Origin of the sequence: Sphingobium sp. LB126, assembly GCF_002795205.1 — a bacterium.
Classification (GTDB): domain Bacteria; phylum Pseudomonadota; class Alphaproteobacteria; order Sphingomonadales; family Sphingomonadaceae; genus Sphingobium; species Sphingobium chungbukense.
Genome location: NZ_NETV01000001.1, coordinates 2,862,450 through 2,883,002 on the forward strand (window position 1 = coordinate 2,862,450; position 20,553 = coordinate 2,883,002).

A 20,553-nucleotide genomic window follows, 5' to 3' on the forward strand; every position below is an offset into this window, starting at 1 on the left:
CGCGCCTCATGGAGCGGCTGCACAGCAGTGACGCGATGCCTGCCCATCTGCGCGGCAGCATCATGGCGCTGGGGAATTTCGACGGACTTCACGCCGGGCATCAGGCCGTCGCCCGCCGCGCGATAGAACGCGCCCGGGCCGAGGGGCGCCCCGCGATCATCGCCACCTTCGACCCGCATCCGATGCGCCTGTTCCGCCCGGACACGCCCTGGTTTCGCCTGACCACGCTCGACCAGCGCGAACGCCTGTTCGCCAGGGCGGGCGCTGACGCGATGCTGCTGTTCGACTTCACCCGTGAACTGGCCGCGCTCGACCCGCTCTCCTTCGTTCGCATGCTGGCCCAGGATTGGGGCGTTGCCGGAGTCGTCACGGGTCAGGATTTCACGTTCGGCAAGGACCGCGCGGGTTCCATCCAAAGCCTCGCGGAACTGGGCGCCTCCATGGGTCTCATTGCCGAGGCCGTGGCCCCGGTCACGGGGGAGGGCGGAGAGATCATCTCCTCCACCCGCATCCGGCAGGCGCTCAAGTCCGGCGACTGCGCCACCGCCACCCGCCTGCTGACCCGCCCGTACACCATCGAAGGCATGGTCCAGCATGGCGACAAGCTCGGCCGCACCATCGGTTTCCCGACGGCCAATGTCGACATGGGCCATTATCTGCGCCCGGCCTATGGCATCTACGCCGTGCGCGGCTTGCTTCCCGACGGCCGCATCCTCGACGGCGCCGCCAATCTGGGCATCCGCCCCAGCTTCGATCCGCCCAAGGAATTGCTGGAGCCGCATTTCTTCGATTTCGCCGAAAGCCTCTACGATCAGGTGATAGAGGTCCAGCTCATCCACTTCCTCCGCCCCGAAGCAAAATTCGACGGCCTCGATGCGCTGATGGCGGCGATCGCGAAGGACTGCGAGGATGCGCGGCAAATCCTTGCGGGAACGCCCCACCTCGCCTAATGCCGCGCGATCAGATCAAAACGCGCGGACCTTCATGACCGACCAGCCCAGCCAAGAAACCAAAGATTACAAGAGCACCGTTTTTCTTCCCGTCACCGACTTCCCGATGAAGGCGGGCCTCGCGCAGAAGGAACCGGCGATCCTTGGCCAATGGGAGGAAATGGACCTCTACGGCAAGCTGCGCGAGCGGCGGAAGGGCCGGACACGCTTCATCCTCCACGACGGCCCGCCCTATGCCAATGGCGACATCCATATGGGCCATGCGATGAACAAGGTGCTCAAGGACATCATCGTCCGCAGCCAGTCCCTGCTCGGCAAGGACGCGCCCTATGTGCCCGGCTGGGACTGCCACGGCTTGCCCATCGAATGGAAGATCGAAGAAGAATATCGCAAGAAGAAGCAGAATAAGGACGAGGTTCCCGCGCAGGAATTCCGCGCCGAATGCCGCGCCTATGCGGACAAATGGGTCGGCGTGCAGAAGGACCAGTTCAAGCGCCTTGGCATCATGGGCGATTGGGACGACCCCTATCTCACCATGAAGTTCGACGCCGAAGCCACCATCGTTGGCGAGTTGCTGAAATTCGCGGAAAGCGGCCAGCTCTATCGCGGCGCCAAGCCCGTCATGTGGTCGCCTGTCGAAAAGACCGCGCTGGCCGAGGCGGAGGTCGAATATGAGGACATCGTCTCGACCCAGATCGACGTGGCGTTCGAGATTGTCGAAGCGCCGAATGCGCCGGAACTGGTCGGCGCCCATGCGGTGATCTGGACGACGACGCCCTGGACGATCCCGGTCAATCAGGCTTTGGCTTACGGGCCAGAGATTACCTACACCGTCTTTGCAGCTAACGGGTTGCGCTATCTTGTCGCTCAAAATCTCGTAGCAGATTTGCTGCGACGTGCTCCCGAGTTGCTTGGTGGTTTGGAACCAAGCGGGCTCTCCGATCTTGAGACATTCAAGAACATGCCTCAGGTGGTAGGCTCCCAACTCGCCGGAGCCATCGCCCGCCACCCAATGCACAATCTCGGCGGCTTCTTCGCCAAACCGCGCCCGTTCCTCGCGGGCGATTTCGTCACCACCGACGCGGGCACGGGCCTTGTCCACATGGCGCCCGACCATGGCGAGGACGACTTCGCGCTCTGCAAGGCGAACGGCATCAACCCGGTCTTCGCGGTCGAGAATGACGGCAAATATCGCGAGGACTGGCTCTGGCTCGGTGGTCAGGGCTCGGTCATCAACCCCAAATTCGTCGGCAAGGACGGCCCGATCTGCACCGACTTGGCGCAGGCGGGCGGGCTGCTGGCGGCCTCCGACGACTTCAAGCACAGCTACCCGCATAGCTGGCGCTCGAAAGCAAAGATCATCTTCCGCTGCACCCCCCAATGGTTCATCCCCATGGACCAGAATCCCTCTCCTGCGGGAGAGGGAAGGGGCCCGCTCGCGCCAGCGAGTGGGAAGGGTGAGGGCGACAACGGCGCCACCCTGCGCGACCTGGCCCTCAATTCCATCGAACACACAAGATGGGTCCCCGAACGCTCGATCAACCGCATCCGCTCGATGGTGGAGGGCCGCCCCGACTGGGTGATCAGCCGCCAGCGCGCCTGGGGCGTGCCCATCGCTCTCTATGTTCATCGCAAGACCGGCGAATATCTGGTTGATAAATCAGTCAACGCCCGCATCGTCGAAGCGTTCAAGGGCGCTGGCGCCGACGCATGGTTCGGCGCCGATCATCAGGCGCTGCTCGGCCCCGATTACGACCTCGATGACTATGAGGTCGTGAACGACATTCTCGACGTCTGGTTCGACAGCGGCTCCACCCACAGCTTCGTGGTCGAGGGCCGCTATGGCGAAGGCGTCCGCGCCGACCTCTATCTGGAAGGCTCCGACCAGCATCGCGGCTGGTTCCAGTCCTCGCTCCTCGAAAGCAGCGGCACCCGCGGCCGCGCGCCCTATGACGCCGTCCTCACCCACGGCTTCGCGCTGGACGGGCAGGGCCGGAAAATGTCGAAGAGCCTCGGCAATGTGGTCGACCCGCTCAAGGTCATCGCCGAAAGCGGCTCCGACATCCTGCGCGTCTGGGTCGCCAGCACCGACTATTTCGATGACGTCCGCATCGGCAAGGAAGTGCTGGCCGGTTCCTCCGACGCCTATCGCAAACTCCGCAACACTTTCCGTTACTTGCTGGGTGCTCTTTCCGATTTCTCCGAAGAGGAAAAACTGCCCGTAGCCGAAATGCCGGAACTGGAGCGCTACATGCTCCATCTGCTGGCGAAACTGGACGCCGACCTCAAGTCTGTGGTCGACAAGGCGGCAGGCAGCGAAAACTGGCTCGAATTCAGCCGCTACACCCGCGCACTGATGGACTTCGCCAATAGCGACCTGTCGGCCTTCTTCTTCGACATTCGCAAGGACTGCCTCTATTGCGACGCGAAGTCGGACCCCAAGCGCCGCGCCTATCGCACCGTGCTGGACACGCTGTTCCACGCGCTGGTCCGCTACGCCGCGCCGATCATCCCCTTCACCGCTGAGGAAGTGTGGCAAAGCCGTTATCCAAACCATGAGGAAAGCGTGCATTTCCTGGAATGGCCGGAGGTCGACGCCGCCTGGGCAAACCAGAATCTGGACGACAAATGGACCGAACTGCGCAACCAGCGCGACCAGGTCAACGAAGCCATTGAACCGCTCCGCCGCGAAAAGATCGTTCGCTCCAGCCTGGAGGCCGACGTCACCATGGGCGAACTGGTCCCCAGCGACGGTGTGAACTTCGCCGAAATCGCCATCGTCGCCCGCGTCGAAATGGGCAAGGGCGAAGGCATAGAGGTGAAGCCGAGCGAATGGCACAAATGCGGCCGCTGCTGGCGCCTGCTGCCGGAGGTCGAGGAAGACGGCACTCTCTGCAACCGCTGCGACGAGGTGCTTGCCGGTTAAAACTCTTCCTGTCCTACAACTGCGTTCCTCGGCTATAGCGCTGAGCGACGCAGGCTGTAGCAAATGAATAATATGGCAATGGCGCTTATCTGGGGTTCTTTCGTGTCACCTATGTCACCCAACTACTCTCGGACGCAATGCTGATGGCGACCCTCAACCATCGCCCCTTGGGGCTCACCGTCGCGATCGTCACCCTCATGTTCGATCAGCTCGTCAAATATACCGTCACCTATCCGCTCGCGCTGAAAAGCCGGATGGACGACGGCATCGAGATATTGCCGATCTTCCGCCTGCGCTGGCTGGAAAATCGCGGCGTTTCCATGGGCTTCTTCCACGCCGACACCAATATGATGCGCTGGATACTGGTCGGCATGACCATGCTGATCGCCGGCTTCGTGGGCGTGTGGATGTGGCGCGAAAAGGCGCGGCAGGACGTCGCGGCACTTGGCCTCGTCCTTGGCGGCGCGATCGGCAACATCGCCGATCGCGTGCGGCTGGGCTATGTGGTCGATTATGCCGACCTGCATTTCGGCGAATGGCGGCCATTCCTGATTTTCAACCTGGCTGACGCGGCCATCACTTTCGGCGTGCTGATCCTCCTTGCGCGAGCGCTTCTGCTGCGCGAGAAGGGCGCAAAGACGGAGACTCTGAACTGATGCGTAAACTGATCCTCGCCGCTGGCCTGATTTCGATGCTGTCCGCCTGCGGCGGCGGTGGCGGCTTGTTCAACCGCGCCCGCCCCGATGAGTTCGCCGTCTCGCGTCAGGCTCCGCTGGTGATCCCGCCCGACTTCGCGCTGGTCCCGCCTGCGCCTGGTACCCCCGCGGCGGCCCAGGTCGATTCGAGCAAGGCCGCGATGGAGGCCATGTTCGGCGGCCCCGCCGCCCGCAGCGCCGCCGAAACCGGCACGCTGAACGCCGCCGGCCGCGTCAACGCCGCAGCGGGCATCCGCTCATCGGCGGGCGACCCGGGCACGGAAGTCGTGGACAAGGGCGCCACGACCCGCGACATCATCGCTGCCCCGGAAGGCGACGGCCAGGACGCCCGCGCCTCCACGCCGCAGCAATAAGAACCGCTCAGGGCTGGTTCTCGACAAAGTCCCTGAACCGGCCCAAAGTCCCGTCCCACTGGCTGTTCACCTGATCCAGCCAGTTGCGGGCATCGGCCAAGACCTCCGGCTGCAAGGTGAACAACACCTCCCGCCCGCTCCTGGTCCGCCGCACCAGCCCCGCGCCCAGCAGCACGTCGAGATGCTTGGCCACCGCCTGCCGACTGATCGGCAGATTCTCGCCCAGTTGGACGATCGACCGCTCCGATCCATCGGAAAGCCGTCCGATCAAACCCAACCGCGTCGCATCCCCCAATGCCGCGAACAGGCGGGCGGGGGAACCCTCAACCCCCGACATAGTCGCGGATATTCTTCACCTGCTCGGCCCAGCCGCCGTCATTGGACCGCATGACATTGGAACGCCGGGGCTCGGGCACCTTGTCGAATCCACTCTCCGTCACCGTGAGCCGCGTGCCGTTTCCCAGCGGCTCCAGTAGGAACTCCACCAGCGTCCACTCCGGCACCGTCGCGCCGCTGTCCATCAATGCCTTGTCACCCCCGGTTGCCGGCCACTCATAGGCAAAGCGGGTCATCGGTTCGATCGCCACGATCCGCGCTTCCCAGCGGTAATCCTCATAACCGGGATAGGTCATATGCCCGGTCGAGGCCCGGCCCACGGCGAAAGGCTGGTCCAGCGCTACGCGGAACCAAGCTCCAAATTTCTCGTGATCGATCAGCGCGTCCCAGACCTTTTCGACAGGCGCGGCGATCTCGATGGTCTTGATGATGGAATCGGTCATATCAGCAACCTCCTGGTTGCCAATATGGGCACGCTGATCCCTTCATGCAACCATATAGTTGCCAATCAGGCGCGTACTTCCGATCCGATGCCCGCGCTGTTGTGGCGCAGGGCCGTCAGCACCGTATCGACAATCGCCTCCGCATCCAGCCGCGCATCGGCATATTGCTTCTCGGGCTTGTCCTGGTCCTGGAATATGTCGGGCAGGCGCATCGTTCGCAGCTTGAGCCCGTTGTCGATGAGGCCCTGATCGCTCGCCATGGTCAGGACATGCGCGCCCAGGCCGCCGATCGCCCCTTCCTCGATGGTGACGGCGACCTCATGGGTCGTCAGCAGCTTGCGGATCATCGCCTCGTCCAGCGGCTTGGCGAAGCGCAGATCGGCCACGCTGGTCGACAGGCCCCTGGCTTCCAGCGCCTCGGCGGCCTTCATTGCCTCCTCCAACCGGGTGCCAAGCGACAGGATCGCGACCTGCCGTCCTTCGCGGACGATCCGGCCCTTGCCGATCTCCAGCCGCTCCGGCGTTTCGGGCAGGGCGATGCCCACGCCGTTGCCACGCGGGTATCGCACCGCGATCGGCCCATCGTCGTGCAGCGCGCAGGTGTGAACCATGTGCACCAGTTCCGCTTCGTCGGCCGCTGCCATCACCACCATATTGGGCAAGGTCGCGAGATAGGTGATGTCGAAGCTGCCCGCATGGGTCGATCCGTCCGCGCCTACCAGGCCTGCGCGGTCGATGGCGAAGCGCACAGGCAGGTTCTGGATCGCCACGTCATGCACGACCTGATCATAGGCCCGTTGCAGGAAGGTCGAGTAGATCGCGCAGAAGGGCCGCATGCCCTGCGCCGCCAGCCCCGCCGCGAAGGTCACGGCATGCTGCTCCGCAATGCCGACGTCGAAGGTCCGGTCCGGAAAGGCGGCGGCGAATTTGTCCAGACCCGTACCGGATGGCATGGCGGCGGTGATCGCGCACACGGTCGAATCGCGCTCCGCCTCGGCGATCAGCGCCTTGGCGAACACGCCGGTATAGCTGGGCGGTCCGGGAGGCGCCTTGGCCTGGGCGCCGGTGATGACGTCGAACTTCTGCACGCCATGATATTTGTCCGCCGCCGCCTCGGCCGGAGCATAGCCCTTGCCCTTCTGCGTCACGACATGGACGAGGCAGGGGCCCTCCGCCGCATCGCGGACATTTTCAAGCACGGGTATCAACTGGTCGAGATTATGCCCGTCGATCGGCCCGACATAATAGAAGCCCAGTTCCTCGAACAGGGTGCCGCCCATCGCCATGCCGCGCGCGAACTCGTCGGTCTTGCGCGCCGCATTGTGGAGCGGGCGGGGCAACTTGCGCGCCAGCCGCTTGGCAAGGTCGCGCAGGCCAAGGAACTCCCGGCTCGACACCAGCCGCGCCAGATAGGCCGAAAGCCCTCCGACGGGAGGAGCGATCGACATGTCATTATCGTTCAATATGACGATCAGCCGATTGCCGGCCTCCCGCGCATTGTTCATCGCCTCATAGGCCATGCCCGCCGACATGGAGCCGTCCCCGATCACCGCGATCGCCTTGCCGGGCTTGCCCTGCATCTTGTTCGCGACCGCGAAGCCCAGCGCCGCACTGATCGAGGTGGAGCTGTGCGCCGCGCCGAAGGGGTCGAACTCGCTCTCCGCCCGCTTGGTGAAGCCGCTGAGCCCGCCACCCTGGCGCAAGGTACGGATGCGGTCGCGCCGTCCGGTCAGGATCTTGTGCGGATAGCATTGATGCCCGACATCCCAGACCAGCTTGTCGTCCGGCGTTTCGAACACATAATGGATGGCCGTGGTCAGTTCCACCACGCCCAGCCCCGACCCCAGATGGCCTCCCGTCACTCCCACGGCGGAAATCACTTCCTGCCGCAGCTCATCGGCGACCTGCCGAAGTTGGTCGGGTTGCAATTTGCGCAGGTCCGCAGGCCAGACGACCTGGTCGAGCAGCGGGGTGGAAGGACGATCGTTCATGAAAGACTATAGACTCCCGAGCGCAGGAGGTTCCCTGTTTGTCGCGTTTTCCGAGTCAGCGGACGGCATCCGCTTCGAAGACCGCTCTGGGCCGTTCCGGGCCGAAGCGCAACGCCTCCTTCATGCCGCGCACTTGGCGCAGGTGCCCAATATCTCGATGATGGGGCGTTCCGGCTGAAAACCCGCCATCCGGGCCACGGCACGCACCTTGTCCGTGACCTTATCGTCGTCGACATGCGTGGCCTGCTTGCACCGGGAGCATACCAGGAAGATGCAGTCATGGTGACAGCCCGGATGCACATTGGCGATGTAGGCGTTGGCGCTTTCCACCCGCATGGCGATATTGTTGCTCACGAACAGGTCGAGGATGCGGTAGACGCTGTTGGGCGCCACCCGCTTGCCCCGCGCCTTCGACACGGTGTCGGCGATGTCATAGGCCGATGCCGGTCTTTCCTCCGCCGCCAGCGCGTCGAAAATGGCCGCGCGCATCGGCGTCCATTGTTCCTGGCTCGCCTCCAGCGTCGCGCGTGCGGCATCCGCCAGATTGTCGCCTGACGGTTCATGATGGTCGTGGTGGTGGTGATCGGCCATAAGTACAATCTAAGCTTGGGTGATGTCCGGGGCAAGGGCGAGCGGTTCAGCTCCGCCAATAGATCCAGGCGGCCCAGAGCCAGCCGGCGATCATCAGGGTTCCTCCGATCGGGGTAATCGCGCCGAACCATTTCGGCGCTCCCAGAGCCATGGCGTAGAGGGTGAGGGCAAAGACCGCCGCCCCGCTCAACAGCAGCGCCGCCGGTCCCCGCGCCACGCCCATGATGGCGAGCGCGCCGACCGCGTGGACGAGTTGGTACAGGCCGCCGGTGCGCAGCCATTCGGCAGCCTGCGGACTGGACGCGCCGTGCGCGCCAAAGGCTCCCGCCGCGATCGCCAATGCCGCCGATAATGCCGCCAGAACCGCAATCATGCCTCGTCCTCTCCTTCGCCGCGCACCATCAGGTGCATCCGCCTGCCGGGGCGGTACATCAATTCCTTGGCGGCGAGCAAATTGCCATGTTCCATCTGCAACGCCATGCGTTGTTCGTCATTCTGGCGATATTGACGCTCCACCTCTTCCACCTCCTCCTGCGGCACGCCCAGCGCCTGCATGGCCTGCACCCCCATGCAAATGGCGGACTCGAACACTTCGCGCACGACTCCCGCCAGATCGAGGTCCTTGAAATCCAGCAACTGCCTCCGGTCGAAGGCACGCACCACGAGCGCGGCTTGGGGGAAGGCCTCGGCAATCGGCGCCAGCACGCGTCTGTCGAGCGAGGGATCGTCGATGCAGAAGGCGATCAACCGCGCCTCGTCGGCGCCCGACCGCCGCAACAGGTCGATCCGGGTGCCGTCGCCATAATAGACCTTCATGTCGAAGCGGCTGGACACTTCGATCTGGGAGGGTTTCTTGTCGATCAGCACGACGCCGAATCCATGGCCCATCAGCATCTGCGCCACCGTCTGGCCGAAACGGCCATAGCCGACGATGATCGCCGTACCGCGCGGCGCGTCTTCAGGCCGTGGCAGGTCCGATGCCTGCTTCGGCTTGGCGAATTCCAGCCGACGGGCGAACAGCATCAGGAACGGCGTCGTCGCCATGGAGAAGGTGACGATGGCGCTGAACAGGCTCGCGGCCTGGGGGGCGATCAGCAGGGCGTTCTGCGCTTGCGCGAACAGGACGAAGCCGAACTCGCCGCCCTGGCTGAGCAGCAGTCCCGCGCCGATGGCTTGGTTCCGTTCCATGCCGAACAGCCGGGCGAGGCCCATGATCAACGCCGCCTTTGTCGCGACCAGCACCGCCGCCATGCCGATGACGAAAACCGGATTGGCCGCCACCGTCCGCAGGTCGAGCACCATGCCGACCGCCAGGAAGAACAGGCCGAGCAGGATCGAGCGAAAGGGTTCGACGTCCGCCTCTATCTCATGCCGATAGGGGGAGTCGGCCAGCATCACGCCCGCGACGAAAGCGCCCAGCGCCGTCGACAGGTGCAATGCGTGCATCAAGGCGGCGGCAGCCAGCACGGTGAACAACCCGACCGCGACGAACAGCTCGCGCTCGCCCAGCCGCCCCACCAGATGCAGCAACGGCCGCAGGATGAAACGCCCCGCCAGCACCAGCCCGGCGATGGCCGCGACGGTATAGCCCGCCATCATCCATCCGGGCGGCCCGCCTGCATCGGCGGGATTGCGCGAAAGGGCCGCGACGATGGTGATCAGCGGTACGATCGACAGGTCCTGGAACAGCAGGATCGAAAACACCTTCTCGCCAAAGGGCGAGTTGATCCGGCCGCTGCTCTTGAGGCCTGGCAGAACCTGCGCCGTGGAGGAGAGGGCCAGCGGCAAGCCCAGCGCGATCGCAGCCCCCCAGCTAAAGCCAGTGCTGTAGAAGATGATCGCCGTGAGCGCGCATCCGCACAGCACGACCTGCGCGGCGCCCAGCGCGAAAATATCGCGCTTCAATCGCCACAACCGCGCCGGATGCAGTTCCAGCCCGACCAGGAACAGCAGCAGGACGATGCCGATCTCGGCAATGGCGAGCTTCGATTCCGCGCCGCCGACCAGATGCAGTCCCTGCGGCCCGACCAGCGCGCCCGCGACCAGATAGCCCAGCACCGCGCCCAGCCCGAACCGGCGGAACAGCATGACGAACAGCACCGCCGCGCCCAACAGGATAACGCCCTCGGAAAGCAATATGTCGGTGGCGGAAACCGGCGAAGCGCCGATCTGAGCGGCCGGTCCCTGCATCAGGCGTCGGCCATGCGCGCGGCCTCGGCAATGGCTTCGAAGCCCAGCCGGATGGAAGCATGCCGCGCCGGATAGCCCCGCGCCGGCGCCAGCACCGCCAGTCCCGGCCAGAAGTCCAGATCGTCGCTTTCCCCCGCCAGATAGGCGGTCAACCGGTCTCGCGCATCGGCCAGTTCAGCGGCGGTCAGGCCGATCGCCTGCGCGGCCATCAGCGCCGCGGAGGCCTGCCCCAGGGCACAGGCTTTCACGTCAAGCCCCATTTCGGCGAGCCGCCCCGCCTCCATCCTGACGTCGGCCGTCACCCGCGATCCGCAGGTGGGCGAGCGCTTCTCCACGCTCGCCTGCGGATCGGGCAGGCGACCATGGTGGGGAATGTTCGCAGCGAGCCGCAGAATGTCTTTATTGTACAGGGGGGCACTCATTCCCACCCATGTAGGGCAGGACGTGTTCGGGAGAAAGGGCGCGAACCCATGTTTTGTCATAGCCGCGCCAGAGCGGCGACCAGCGTGATGACCAGTGGCGGCGCGGCCATCTCCATTCCTGCCCGCCATCGGACGGAACGGGGCAGGGCAGGCATATCGCCCAGCGCGATCACGGCCGCCATGGCCGCCGCCATCATGGTCCAGAGATAGTAGCGCAACTCCGACGCAACGCTGAACACCGCATAGCCAAGGCCATAGAAAAGGGCCGATCCGGCGAGCATGCCGATGGTCCGCGCCGACGGCATCCGCCGCGCCGCCAGCATCAACCCGAAGGCCAGCGCCATCCAGGCGCAGGGCCAGCCGAGCGGCGTATCGGCGCTCCTGATCGCCGCCGCATCGACGAAATCCAGCGCCGGACCAGCCGTTACGTGGAAATTCCAGTCATTGGGCGCCGATTCCCGCTGCACGGGCCGTTCGATCTCGTCATGGACCCAGAAGCGGGCATTGATGTTCCAGTGGGCGAGGCGATGCTGCGCATAGGCGACCGGATGGCGAAATATCTGTCCGATCCAGTAGGGAAGGGCGCTGATGTGCGAAGCATGAAAGTCCCGCCGGACCTGCTCGAAATTCAGCGGGCAAAGCGGATCGACCCACCAGGAGAAGCTGTCCCATTTCACCGGGGTATAGCAATGATGGACCGCCCCGATCGGCTGTTCGACCTTCATCGCGGGAAAGGCGTCCTGCCCGCCATGTTCCGTGATCCCGGCCAGGTCGAAGATCACCAGCGACAGATTGACGTCGCTCGGCGCCGCGCCCAGCGCCTGGTTGGCCAGCGGCATGGCCAGCAGCAGCAGCACGGACATGACGGCTGCGGCCAGGACCATCCGCAACCGGGAAACCAGCACCGCCGGCCCCAGCGCCAGCAGCAGGATCGGCACGCCCGCCAGAAAGGCGTTGAAGCGCAAGGTCGCGGCAAGGAAGACCAGCGCCGCCGCACCCGCCCGCGGCATGACGGACCGGCTTTCCTGCGACAGCAGCATGAGCGCCACGGCCGCCGTCAGCGCACCTGCCATCAGGCAGTCCTTCAGCACCTCGCCCATCAGCGCGACGGACAAAGGCAGCAGCGCGCAAAGCCCTAACCCCATGGCCACGCCCGGCCGTCCCCGGCGCAGCGCCCAGGCGATCAGCCCTGCCATGCCCGCCGCATACAGGCCAAGCTGCAACAGCAGCATCGGTGCCGGTCCCGGCCAGAGCGGCAGGATCAATCGCCAGAGGCCCTCCATCATCGGCGGATGCCAGTCGTCGAACGCGCCGTTCAACGCCTGGTCATATTGGCGGACCGAATCATAGGTGACGAGGCCTGGCCAGTAGCTGAGCGACAGCGCCACCGCCGCGCCCAGCGGCAGGAAAGCCAGAAGGTGCGACGGCCGCGCCGTTCTCATGTCAGGGGCGTTGCTCGCCGGTCGCCGGATCGGCGGGAACGATGATGCGCGGCGGCGGCGTACCCGGTTGCGGTGCGGGCGCGCCCGGTGGAGGCCCCTGCGGCTGGTCGATCGGCAGGCGAAGCTGTCCGTTGCCGATATTGACCGTCACGCCCTGCGTATCCAGCCCGACGCTCATATTGCCCAGGCCCGCCTCGCTCGCGACATTGGCGATGGCGTTGACCAGATCGCTGTCCTTCGTTTCCTCCGGCGCATCCTCGACCGGCTCGTTGATCGCGCTGCCCATGAAATTGCGCCAGATGCGCGCGGGCACGCCGCCGCCCGCCGCGCCGCCGGGAAGCGGCGTGTTGTCGTCATTGCCGATCCATACCGCCGTCACGAGGCCCCCCGCATAGCCGACGAAGATCGCGTCCCGGCTGTCCTGCGTCGTTCCCGTCTTGCCGAAAGTGCTGGTCCGCAGCGCCGCCGCGCTCCCCGTGCCGCGATTGGCGGCGGAGGACAGCAGGTCGCGGATCATCGCCAACTGGTCGTCGCTGAAATGCTTCTGGCGGCTCATCAACCGGCCGAACCAGCTCTGCTCCTCCGGCGGCAGGCCATGGGCCAGCACTGGATAGGCGCCCGCCGCCACCGCCGCATAGGCTTCGGTCAGCTCCACCAGCGGGATTTCCGACGTGCCCAGCGCCAGGCTCAGATCCTCGGTCAGGGGCGCGGTGACGCCCAGGTCGCGCGCCACCTTGATCACATTGTCGACGCCGACCTTCTGCGTCAGCCGCACCGCCGCCACATTGCTGGACGCGGCGAAAGCCTGCCGCAGGGTTATCCGCCCGCGATATTTGCCGCCATGATTGGCCGGACGGTAGGTGCCGGTGGTGATCGGCGTGTCCTCGATGAAATCGTCGGGCGTCATCCCCGCGCGGAAGGCGGCGAGATAGACGAACAGCTTGAACGTCGACCCCGGCTGGCGCTTGGCCTGCACCGCGCGGTTGAAGGCGCTTTCCCCATAATTCCTGCCCCCGACCATCGCGACCACGCTACCGTCGGGCTTCATCGCCACCAGCGCAGCCTGTGCCTTGCCCAGCGGCGCATGACGGATCGCCGCCTCCGCCAGCCGCTGGATGCGCCAGTCGAGCGTCGTCGCCACATTCTGCGCGCCATAGACCGTGCCTGCCCGGTCGCGCGCCTGCGGCAGCACCCAGTCGGCGAAATAGGTGCCGCTGGTCGGATCGGGCGCCTCCTGCACATTGAGCCGGGCGGGCGGCAGGGCATTGCGCTGCGCCTTCGTGATGTAACCCGCCTCGACCATCGCCTGCGTCACCAGCGCCGCCCGTTCCTGCGCGCCCTTCAGGTTGCTGGTCGGCGCCAGGCGGGAAGGGGCCTTCAGCAGCCCCGCCAGCATCGCCGCCTGCGGGATGGTCAGCCGTTCCGGCTGACGGTTGAAATAATGCAGCGAGGCCGCCCGCAGCCCATAGACATTGTCGCCGAAATAGACGTTGGAGAGATACCTCTCCATGATCTGGTCCTTGGTCAGCCACGCCTCCAGCCAGAAGGCGATCAGCGCCTCGCGCGCCTTGCGGCCGAAGGTCCGGTCTGCGGACAGGAACACGCCCTTGGCGAGCTGCTGCGTGATCGTGCTGCCGCCCTGCGACGATCCGTCCGACCAGAGATTGTGCCAGGCCGCCCGGGCGATGCCGCGCGGATCGACCCCCCAATGGCTGTAGAAGCGCCGGTCCTCGATCGCCATGAAGGCCTGCGGCACATGTTTGGGCAGGGCGGCGACGGTGACGGGCTTGTCGATGATCGCGCCGCGCCGCGCGATCAGGTGGCCGTCCGCCGACATCAGGCTGATGCTGGGCGGGGCGATCGGCTTCAGCGAACGGGACAGCGGCGCCGTCACCGCCAGCCAGGCGATGATGATCATCATCAGCGCCAGCAGCGCGGCCACCACCCATCCGCCGATCTGCACCCGGCGCTTCCACGGGCCGGGCTGTGCGAACGCACTGGGTGGTCCTGCGCCGAATTCACGGGGCGACAGGGCATCGGGCTCGGGAGTCGGCAGGGGATCGTTCATCGCTTCGGTCATGCTGTGTTATTTGTCTGATACGGTCAAGCATGTCCCGTCGCGGGACAGCTCCGGATTAACTATGAATCGTGATGTTCCAAATGGTAAAGAATCTCTTAACCTATGGGTCATGAGAACGAGACCTCTAGTCCTGGCGAGCGAGTCGGCCCGACATCCGTTCCGCCAGCGGCTGCCGCGCCATGTCCTGTGCGTTGCGGAGCCGACCGGCGCAGGCGAACGCGCGCCGGCGTCCGACGACAATGACTGGAAGCTGTTCCTGCTGAGCTTCGGCGCCTTCTTCACGGCCTTCTACAGCTTTATCTTTTGAGGGACTGGTCTATCTTTCGATAGGTTGAAACCCGTCAATCGCAGGCCCTGTTTCAATCGCACGCCCTGTTTCAATCGCAAGCTTTGTGCAGCGTCCAGGCAATGGCCGCGCAGGGCAGGCAAAGCGCCGCCACCAGCAGCAACTGGTTGACCACCGACATGCCGGCCAGGCTGAGGCTGATGGTCAGCAGCGAACCCAGCACCATCGCGCCTGAATTGACGATATTGTTCGCCGCCACCGTCCGCGCCGCCTCGCATTTTTCGACCGTGGTGGTGAGGAAGGCATAGAGCGGCACGACGAACATGCCGCCGAACGTCGCCACCAGCAGCAGGCACACCGACAGCGGGATCGCCAGCGGATGCGACAGGAAAGCCGACAGCGACAGCATCTGTCCGGTCGACTGCGCCATCCAGAGGTCGCACACGACATGGAAGGCGACGATGCTGATCCCCATGCCGATCACCGAAGCCGGAGCATATTTGGCCGAGACATGCCCGCCCAGCAGACGGTTGATCGCGACCGACCCGATGGCGATGCCGACGGAGAAAATGCCCAGGAACAGGCTGGCGACCGACTTGTCGGCGCTCAGCACATTCTTGACCAGAGGCGGGAACTGGATGAACAGCACCGTTCCCACTGCCCAGAAGAAGCTGATCGCTATGATGGCGAGGTATAGCCGCCTGATATGCATCGTCCCGCGCACCAGCGTGATCGAGGATCGGATGATGTGGAAATCGATCGGCTGCCGCTCGAGCAAGGAAGGCGCCGGGGGCACCTGCCGTCCCGTCAGCCAGCCGATGACGGCCGTCAGGACGATGCCCACCGCGGCGACCTGCACCGGGATGACCCCGGCCAGGATGGTGCCCGCCAGAATCGCGATATAGGTGCCGGCCTCGACCAGTCCGGTGCCGCCCAGCACTTCCTCGTCATGCAGATGCTGGGGCAGGATCGCATATTTGATCGGGCCGAAGAAGGTCGAATGCACCCCCATGGCGAACAGCGCCACCAGCAACAGCGGAATGGCCAGCACATGCACGGCAATCCCGCTCCAGATCAGCGCGAGACCCGCCGCACCGACGCCCATGATGACGATTTCGGCGGCCTTGACGATACGGATGATCGTCGCCTTGTCCCTCTGGTCCGCCAATTGCCCGGACAGGGCGGATAGCAGGAAGAAGGGCAGGATGAACACGCCGGTCGCCAGCGCGCTGAACCAGGTTTCGGACTTCTCGTCGTTATACACGGTATAGACGACGAACAGCACCATCGCATTCTTGAACAGATTGTCGTTGAAGGCGCCCAGGAGCTGGGTGATGAAAAGCGGCAGAAAACGTCGCTTGGTAAGGAGCCTGAGAGAGGCTTGCATGGGCGATGGGGTCTTCTTCGCTGTGGATGAGCGGGCCGGGGTCTAGCCTTTGATGTCGGGTCTGTCCAACCCTGCAATGTGTCAATCCTGTAACCTTCGGTCTTGCTGCCGCTTGTGCACGGGCTTCGACTGTGGCAGTCCGCCGCCATGCTGACGCTGCCCAATCTGCTGACGCTTTCGCGGATATTGACCGTCCCCCTGCTCGTCGCCCTGCTTTGGCCGGCGGAGGTGGGAGCACGCTGGACCACCGGCTATATGCTGGCCTTCGGGCTTTATTGCCTGATGGGGATCACGGATTATTTCGACGGCTATCTCGCCCGCGCGCAGGGGGCGGTGTCGAAACTGGGCATCTTCCTCGATCCGATCGCGGACAAGATCATGGTCGGCGCGGTGATCCTGATGCTGGCCGCGACACGCGACATATCGGGTATACATATCGTGGCTGCGATGATTATCCTGCTGCGTGAGATCGCCGTATCGGGCCTTCGCGAATTTCTCGCCGGGTTGCAGGTGTCGGTGCCGGTTTCGCGCCTCGCCAAATGGAAGACGACCTTCCAGCTCATCGCGCTCGGCGCGCTGATCCTGGCCGGCGCGGTGCCGCAATTCCCCTTCGTCCAGATGGTGGGCATCGCCACCCTCTGGGCGGCGGCGATCCTGACGCTGATCACGGGCTGGGACTATCTGCGCGTCGGCATCAAGCATATGGATTGAACGATGGCGGATCTTACCCTCGTCTATTTCGCCTGGGTCCGTGAAGCCATCGGCCGGGATGAGGAGCAGGTGGCGCGCCCGGCACCCGACGTCACGATCGGCGCACTGATCGCCACGCTGGCGGCTCGTGGCGGTGGCCATGGCGAAGCCTTCGCCCGTCCGGAAAAACTGCGCGCGGCGCTGGACCAGCGCTTCGTGCCGCTGGACAGCGCAATCGGGGAGGCGAAGGAACTCGCGATCTTCCCGCCGGTGACGGGCGGATAGGAGCGGGCGGATGAGCCGCGTTTCCATCCAGGCGGAGGATTTCGATCCCGCGGCCGAACTGGCGGCGCTGGAAGCGTCCGGCGGCGGCGGCGTCGCCAGCTTCACAGGCATCGTCCGGGGGGAGGGCGGACTGGTCGCGCTCGAACTCGAACATTATCCCGCGATGACGACCGCGCAGGTCGAACGCATCGTGGGGCAAGCGCTCGACCGCTGGCCCCTGCTCGGCGTGCGGGTGATCCATCGTCATGGACGGTTGGAACCGGGTGAGCGGATCGTCTTCGTCGGCACCGCCTCGCGCCATCGCACGGCCGCGCTGGAGGCATGCGCCTTCCTTATCGACTGGCTGAAATCGGAGGCGCCCTTCTGGAAGAAGGAGCATTTCGCGGACCGGACGCAATGGGTGGAGGCCCGCGCCGAGGACGACGCCAAGGCTGAAAGCTGGAAGCGTTAGGCCGCCGCGCTGACCTCCGGCTGTTCCGCCGCCTCGCGCAGCAGTTCCGCCAGCAACCGGAATTCCTTCTCGCGCGGGCTGTTCTTGCGCCACACCAGCGCAATGTCGCGATGCGACCGTTCGGACCGCAACGGCCGCGCCGTGATCTGGGTATGGTCCAATATCCCCCCGGAAATCGCCATTTCCGGCATGATCGTCATGCCCAGCCCATTGTCGACCATCTGCACCAGCGTATGGAGCGACGTGCCCATCATCATCGCGCTCGCACGGATTTCCGGCCGGTTACAGGCCGCCAGCGCATGGTCCTTCAGGCAATGACCGTCCTCCAGCAGCAGCAGCTTGGTCTCGTCGATCATCTCCGGCGCGATCCATTCGGGCGGATCGCGCGGATCGTCGCGCGGAAAGGCGACGTACAGCCGGTCTTGGAACAGGAATTCGCTGTCCAGTTCCCCGGTCGGGAAGGGCAGGGCCAGCAGCACGCAGTCGACATTGCCGTGGCGCAGCGATTCGATCGCCGCCTGCGTCGTCTCCTCGCGCAGATAGAGCTTCAATTCCGGCCGTTCGGCCCGCAATTTGGGCAGCAGATGGGGCAGCAGGAAGGGCGCGATGGTCGGAATGACGCTCATCCGCAGTTCGCCGGTCAGCGGTTTGCCTGAAGCCTCGGCGATCGCGGCCAGTTCCTCCGCCTCGCGCAAGACCCGGTGCGCCTTTTCGACGATCCGGTCGCCCAGCGCCGTGAAGCGGACCACCCGTCGCGTCCGTTCGACCAGGGTGATGCCGACCAGCGACTCCAATTCGCGAATCCCCGCCGACAGGGTCGACTGGGTGACGAAACAGCTGTCCGCCGCCTTGCCGAAATGGCCATGCTCTTTCAGCGCCACCAGATATTGGAGCTGCTTGAGCGTTGGCATGTAACTCGACATTGATCGGCTTCCTCGATTAGAGGAAGGAATATAAGCGACCTAGCCGATATATCCAAGCCATTTGGCAACGCCGAACAGCGATGTCAGCGTCAGGATCGTTCCCACCGCAATGAACAGGGTCCGGGGCGCCACATGCCGGGCCAGCATCGCGCCGAAGGGCGCGGCGACCACGCCGCCGATCAGCAATCCGATCGTATAGGTGGTGAAGGTCTCCCAACCCAGATGGAGAAGGAAGGTGATGCTGATCGACAGGGTCAGGATGAATTCGACGCTGTTGACCGTACCGATGGTGTGGCGCGGGCTGGACCCCTGGATCAGCAGGTTCGACGTCACCACCGGCCCCCAGCCGCCGCCGCCGGTCGCGTCCATGAAGCCGCCGAACAGGCCCAGCGGCGCGACCCATTTGGGATCGCGCGCCTGCGGCGGAAAATGGAAACCGCGCCAGACCAGATACACGCCGATCGTCGTCAGATAGATTTGCACGAAGGGTTTGATGACCGCGCCGTCGACATGGGACAGTACATAGGCGCCCGTGACGCCCCCGATCACGCCGGGAATGATCAGGCGCGCGAACAGCCGCCAGTCGACATTGCGGTGCGCGATATGGCTGATTGCGGAGACGCCGGTGGTGAAGGTTTCCGCCGCATGGACGCTGGCCGATGCCTTGCTGGGCGGCAGGCCGAGCGCGAGCAGTAACGTGCTGGAGATCACGCCATAGGCCATGCCCAGCGCGCCGTCGATCATCTGCGCTCCGAAACCGATGAGAATGAACGGCAGTATTTCGGCGAAATTGGCGATAAAGCTGTCGGTCATTCACGGGTCCCTGTTATGATTGTCTATCGCCTTGGTAGGTATATCATGGCCCGCCAAGAAACTTTCTGTTTTATCGAGCGAAGCCGAAATAGCCGCCCATCTGGAAAATTCATCCTTTTGCGCTTATGTACCGATTGGTCGGTTTCCAAAGGGGCGCTGCATGTTGCGCAATCTTATTGCTTATCTGGACTCGGTCAAATTACGGGACCCTGCGCCGCGTTCGCGCGCGGAGATCCTGCTTTATCCCGGCGTCTGGTCGCTGGCCTTCCATCGCGTGGCCCATCGGCTCTATCTGGCGCGGCTGTTCTTCCTGGCCCGCGCCGTGAACCATTTCTCGCGATTCCTGACCGGCAACGACATCCACCCGGGCGCCCGCATCGGCAAGCGCTTCTTCATCGACCATGGCTTCACCGTCATCGGCGAGACGGCGGAGATCGGCGATGACGTCACCCTCTATCAGAATGTGACGCTCGGCGGCACGGATCCGGCCAACGGGATCGCGGGCAAGCGCCACCCGACGCTGGAAAATGGCGTGATCGTGGGTTCGGGCGCGCAGGTGCTGGGGCCGGTCCGCGTCGGTGCCCGCGCCCGCGTCGGCGCCAATGCCGTCGTCACCAAGGATGTGAAGGAAGGCGCGACCATGGTCGGCATCCCCGCCAAGCCGATGTTGGTGGACGTGACCGCCTATCGGCGCGAATTCCTGCCCTATGGCACGCCCTGCTCGGACTGCTTCGACCCGGACAAGCAGAAGCTGGAAATGCTCCAGTGCGAGGTCGAGCAATTGCAGAAGCGTCTCGCCGAACTGCTGGCTGAGCGGGGGCGCGCGCCGGACGACGACCTGCCCGATGGGGACAGGCCGCTGTTCAAGGAGCGTGGCCGCGCCTGATGAGCAATGTGACGCCGTTCCCGTTGCCGGCAGCCCAGGGCGCGGGGGCTGCAGCCAGCCAGATCGGTTTCGATCGTCTCGAACTCCAGCGGATCATGGATCTCTACGGCCGCATGGTGGCGGCCGGCCACTGGCGCGACTATGCGCTCGATCTCGGCCGTGAAGCCGCCATCTTCTCCGCTTTCCGGCGCTCCGCGGAGCGTCCCGAATTCCGCATCGAAAAGCGGCCCTCGCTGCGCCACCGGCAAGGCATGTGGGCACTGATCGGGGAAGCCGGCAACGTGCTGAAACGCGGTGCGGAGCTTCAGGGCGTGCTGGCCCCGGTTGAACGGCGGCTGCTCAAGATCATAGGCGAATGATTGTCCGCATTTTCCCGAAGCAGCGGATGATGC

Annotated in this window: 22 protein-coding genes; 10 read left to right on the forward strand and 12 right to left on the reverse strand. The window is 64.7% G+C overall.

The window, feature by feature from the left end; translation table 11 throughout:
- The first annotated feature begins 8 nt into the window (after nucleotides 1-8).
- The 4 genes from CAF53_RS14030 to CAF53_RS14045 all read left to right on the forward strand — a co-directional run bounded on the left by CAF53_RS14030 (nucleotide 9) and on the right by CAF53_RS14045 (nucleotide 4,945).
- On the forward strand, nucleotides 9-950 hold the full coding sequence (locus CAF53_RS14030) for a bifunctional riboflavin kinase/FAD synthetase (protein WP_100238381.1): 942 nt from the start codon (nucleotides 9-11) through the stop codon (nucleotides 948-950).
- A gap of 34 nt (nucleotides 951-984) precedes the next feature.
- Complete coding sequence (ileS, locus tag CAF53_RS14035; protein ID WP_100238825.1) at nucleotides 985-3,876, forward strand: isoleucine--tRNA ligase; 2,892 nt, start codon at nucleotides 985-987, stop codon at nucleotides 3,874-3,876.
- A gap of 143 nt (nucleotides 3,877-4,019) precedes the next feature.
- On the forward strand, nucleotides 4,020-4,532 hold the full coding sequence (lspA, locus tag CAF53_RS14040) for a signal peptidase II (RefSeq protein WP_197707419.1): 513 nt from the start codon (nucleotides 4,020-4,022) through the stop codon (nucleotides 4,530-4,532).
- Nucleotides 4,532-4,945 (forward strand): DUF3035 domain-containing protein, encoded by a 414-nt coding sequence (locus tag CAF53_RS14045; RefSeq protein ID WP_100238382.1) that lies wholly within the window; start codon nucleotides 4,532-4,534, stop codon nucleotides 4,943-4,945. Before lspA ends, CAF53_RS14045 begins: the two co-directional genes overlap by 1 nt.
- Nucleotides 4,946-4,952: 7 nt before the next feature.
- Here the strand turns inward: CAF53_RS14045 and CAF53_RS14050 are convergent, their stop codons facing one another.
- From CAF53_RS14050 to CAF53_RS14090, 9 genes are all read right to left on the reverse strand, one after another.
- Complete coding sequence (locus CAF53_RS14050; protein WP_100238383.1) at nucleotides 4,953-5,282, reverse strand: metalloregulator ArsR/SmtB family transcription factor; 330 nt, start codon at nucleotides 5,280-5,282, stop codon at nucleotides 4,953-4,955.
- The gene (locus CAF53_RS14055) at nucleotides 5,269-5,724 is read right to left on the reverse strand and encodes an SRPBCC family protein (protein ID WP_100238384.1); all 456 of its coding nucleotides are present in this window, start codon (nucleotides 5,722-5,724) and stop codon (nucleotides 5,269-5,271) included. The genes CAF53_RS14050 and CAF53_RS14055 overlap by 14 nt, the downstream gene beginning before the upstream one ends.
- A 65-nt stretch (nucleotides 5,725-5,789) precedes the next feature.
- The gene (dxs, locus tag CAF53_RS14060) at nucleotides 5,790-7,715 is read right to left on the reverse strand and encodes a 1-deoxy-D-xylulose-5-phosphate synthase (RefSeq protein ID WP_100238385.1); all 1,926 of its coding nucleotides are present in this window, start codon (nucleotides 7,713-7,715) and stop codon (nucleotides 5,790-5,792) included.
- 120 nt (nucleotides 7,716-7,835) lie between these two features.
- Nucleotides 7,836-8,306: a transcriptional repressor gene (locus CAF53_RS14065; RefSeq protein WP_046766001.1), complete on the reverse strand. Its 471-nt coding sequence runs from the start codon at nucleotides 8,304-8,306 to the stop codon at nucleotides 7,836-7,838.
- A gap of 46 nt (nucleotides 8,307-8,352) precedes the next feature.
- On the reverse strand, nucleotides 8,353-8,679 hold the full coding sequence (locus CAF53_RS14070) for a DUF423 domain-containing protein (protein WP_046766000.1): 327 nt from the start codon (nucleotides 8,677-8,679) through the stop codon (nucleotides 8,353-8,355).
- Nucleotides 8,676-10,496, reverse strand: a complete 1,821-nt coding sequence (locus CAF53_RS14075; protein WP_046765999.1) for a cation:proton antiporter — start codon at nucleotides 10,494-10,496, stop codon at nucleotides 8,676-8,678. Before CAF53_RS14075 ends, CAF53_RS14070 begins: the two co-directional genes overlap by 4 nt.
- Nucleotides 10,496-10,918 carry an iron-sulfur cluster assembly scaffold protein gene (locus CAF53_RS14080; RefSeq protein ID WP_100238386.1) on the reverse strand — a complete coding sequence of 141 codons (423 nt, stop codon included), beginning with the start codon at nucleotides 10,916-10,918 and terminating at the stop codon, nucleotides 10,496-10,498. Before CAF53_RS14080 ends, CAF53_RS14075 begins: the two co-directional genes overlap by 1 nt.
- Before the next feature lie 56 nt (nucleotides 10,919-10,974).
- Entirely contained in the window at nucleotides 10,975-12,360 is a 1,386-nt protein-coding gene (locus CAF53_RS14085; RefSeq protein ID WP_100238387.1) for a hypothetical protein, read from the reverse strand.
- Between the two features lies 1 nt (nucleotide 12,361).
- Complete coding sequence (locus CAF53_RS14090) at nucleotides 12,362-14,440, reverse strand: PBP1A family penicillin-binding protein (protein WP_100238388.1); 2,079 nt, start codon at nucleotides 14,438-14,440, stop codon at nucleotides 12,362-12,364.
- Nucleotides 14,441-14,549: 109 nt separating this feature from the next.
- Here CAF53_RS14090 and CAF53_RS14095 point away from each other — a divergent pair, with 109 nt between their 5' ends.
- Nucleotides 14,550-14,747 carry a hypothetical protein gene (locus tag CAF53_RS14095; protein ID WP_046765995.1) on the forward strand — a complete coding sequence of 66 codons (198 nt, stop codon included), beginning with the start codon at nucleotides 14,550-14,552 and terminating at the stop codon, nucleotides 14,745-14,747.
- 70 nt (nucleotides 14,748-14,817) lie between these two features.
- Here the strand turns inward: CAF53_RS14095 and CAF53_RS14100 are convergent, their stop codons facing one another.
- Nucleotides 14,818-16,113 (reverse strand): MFS transporter, encoded by a 1,296-nt coding sequence (locus CAF53_RS14100; protein WP_100238389.1) that lies wholly within the window; start codon nucleotides 16,111-16,113, stop codon nucleotides 14,818-14,820.
- A gap of 147 nt (nucleotides 16,114-16,260) precedes the next feature.
- Here CAF53_RS14100 and pgsA point away from each other — a divergent pair, with 147 nt between their 5' ends.
- Genes pgsA through CAF53_RS14115 form a run of 3 tightly spaced genes read left to right on the forward strand, consistent with a single transcriptional unit; the run spans nucleotide 16,261 to nucleotide 17,539 of the window.
- Nucleotides 16,261-16,824 carry a CDP-diacylglycerol--glycerol-3-phosphate 3-phosphatidyltransferase gene (pgsA, locus tag CAF53_RS14105; RefSeq protein ID WP_046765993.1) on the forward strand — a complete coding sequence of 188 codons (564 nt, stop codon included), beginning with the start codon at nucleotides 16,261-16,263 and terminating at the stop codon, nucleotides 16,822-16,824.
- A gap of 3 nt (nucleotides 16,825-16,827) precedes the next feature.
- Nucleotides 16,828-17,088, forward strand: a complete 261-nt coding sequence (locus CAF53_RS14110; RefSeq protein WP_046765992.1) for a MoaD/ThiS family protein — start codon at nucleotides 16,828-16,830, stop codon at nucleotides 17,086-17,088.
- 10 nt (nucleotides 17,089-17,098) lie between these two features.
- Nucleotides 17,099-17,539 (forward strand): molybdenum cofactor biosynthesis protein MoaE, encoded by a 441-nt coding sequence (locus CAF53_RS14115; RefSeq protein WP_046765991.1) that lies wholly within the window; start codon nucleotides 17,099-17,101, stop codon nucleotides 17,537-17,539.
- Here the strand turns inward: CAF53_RS14115 and CAF53_RS14120 are convergent.
- Both CAF53_RS14120 and CAF53_RS14125 read right to left on the reverse strand, forming a co-directional pair.
- Nucleotides 17,536-18,462 (reverse strand): hydrogen peroxide-inducible genes activator, encoded by a 927-nt coding sequence (locus CAF53_RS14120; protein WP_046765990.1) that lies wholly within the window; start codon nucleotides 18,460-18,462, stop codon nucleotides 17,536-17,538. The genes CAF53_RS14115 and CAF53_RS14120 overlap by 4 nt on opposite strands.
- A 39-nt stretch (nucleotides 18,463-18,501) precedes the next feature.
- On the reverse strand, nucleotides 18,502-19,275 hold the full coding sequence (locus tag CAF53_RS14125; RefSeq protein WP_046765989.1) for a sulfite exporter TauE/SafE family protein: 774 nt from the start codon (nucleotides 19,273-19,275) through the stop codon (nucleotides 18,502-18,504).
- Between the two features lie 160 nt (nucleotides 19,276-19,435).
- Here CAF53_RS14125 and epsC point away from each other — a divergent pair, with 160 nt between their 5' ends.
- On the forward strand, nucleotides 19,436-20,161 hold the full coding sequence (gene epsC / locus CAF53_RS14130) for a serine O-acetyltransferase EpsC (RefSeq protein ID WP_100238390.1): 726 nt from the start codon (nucleotides 19,436-19,438) through the stop codon (nucleotides 20,159-20,161).
- Nucleotides 20,161-20,520, forward strand: coding sequence for a DUF2794 domain-containing protein (locus CAF53_RS14135; protein WP_046765988.1), 360 nt, complete (start codon nucleotides 20,161-20,163; stop codon nucleotides 20,518-20,520). Before epsC ends, CAF53_RS14135 begins: the two co-directional genes overlap by 1 nt.
- The last annotated feature ends 33 nt before the right edge of the window (nucleotides 20,521-20,553 follow it).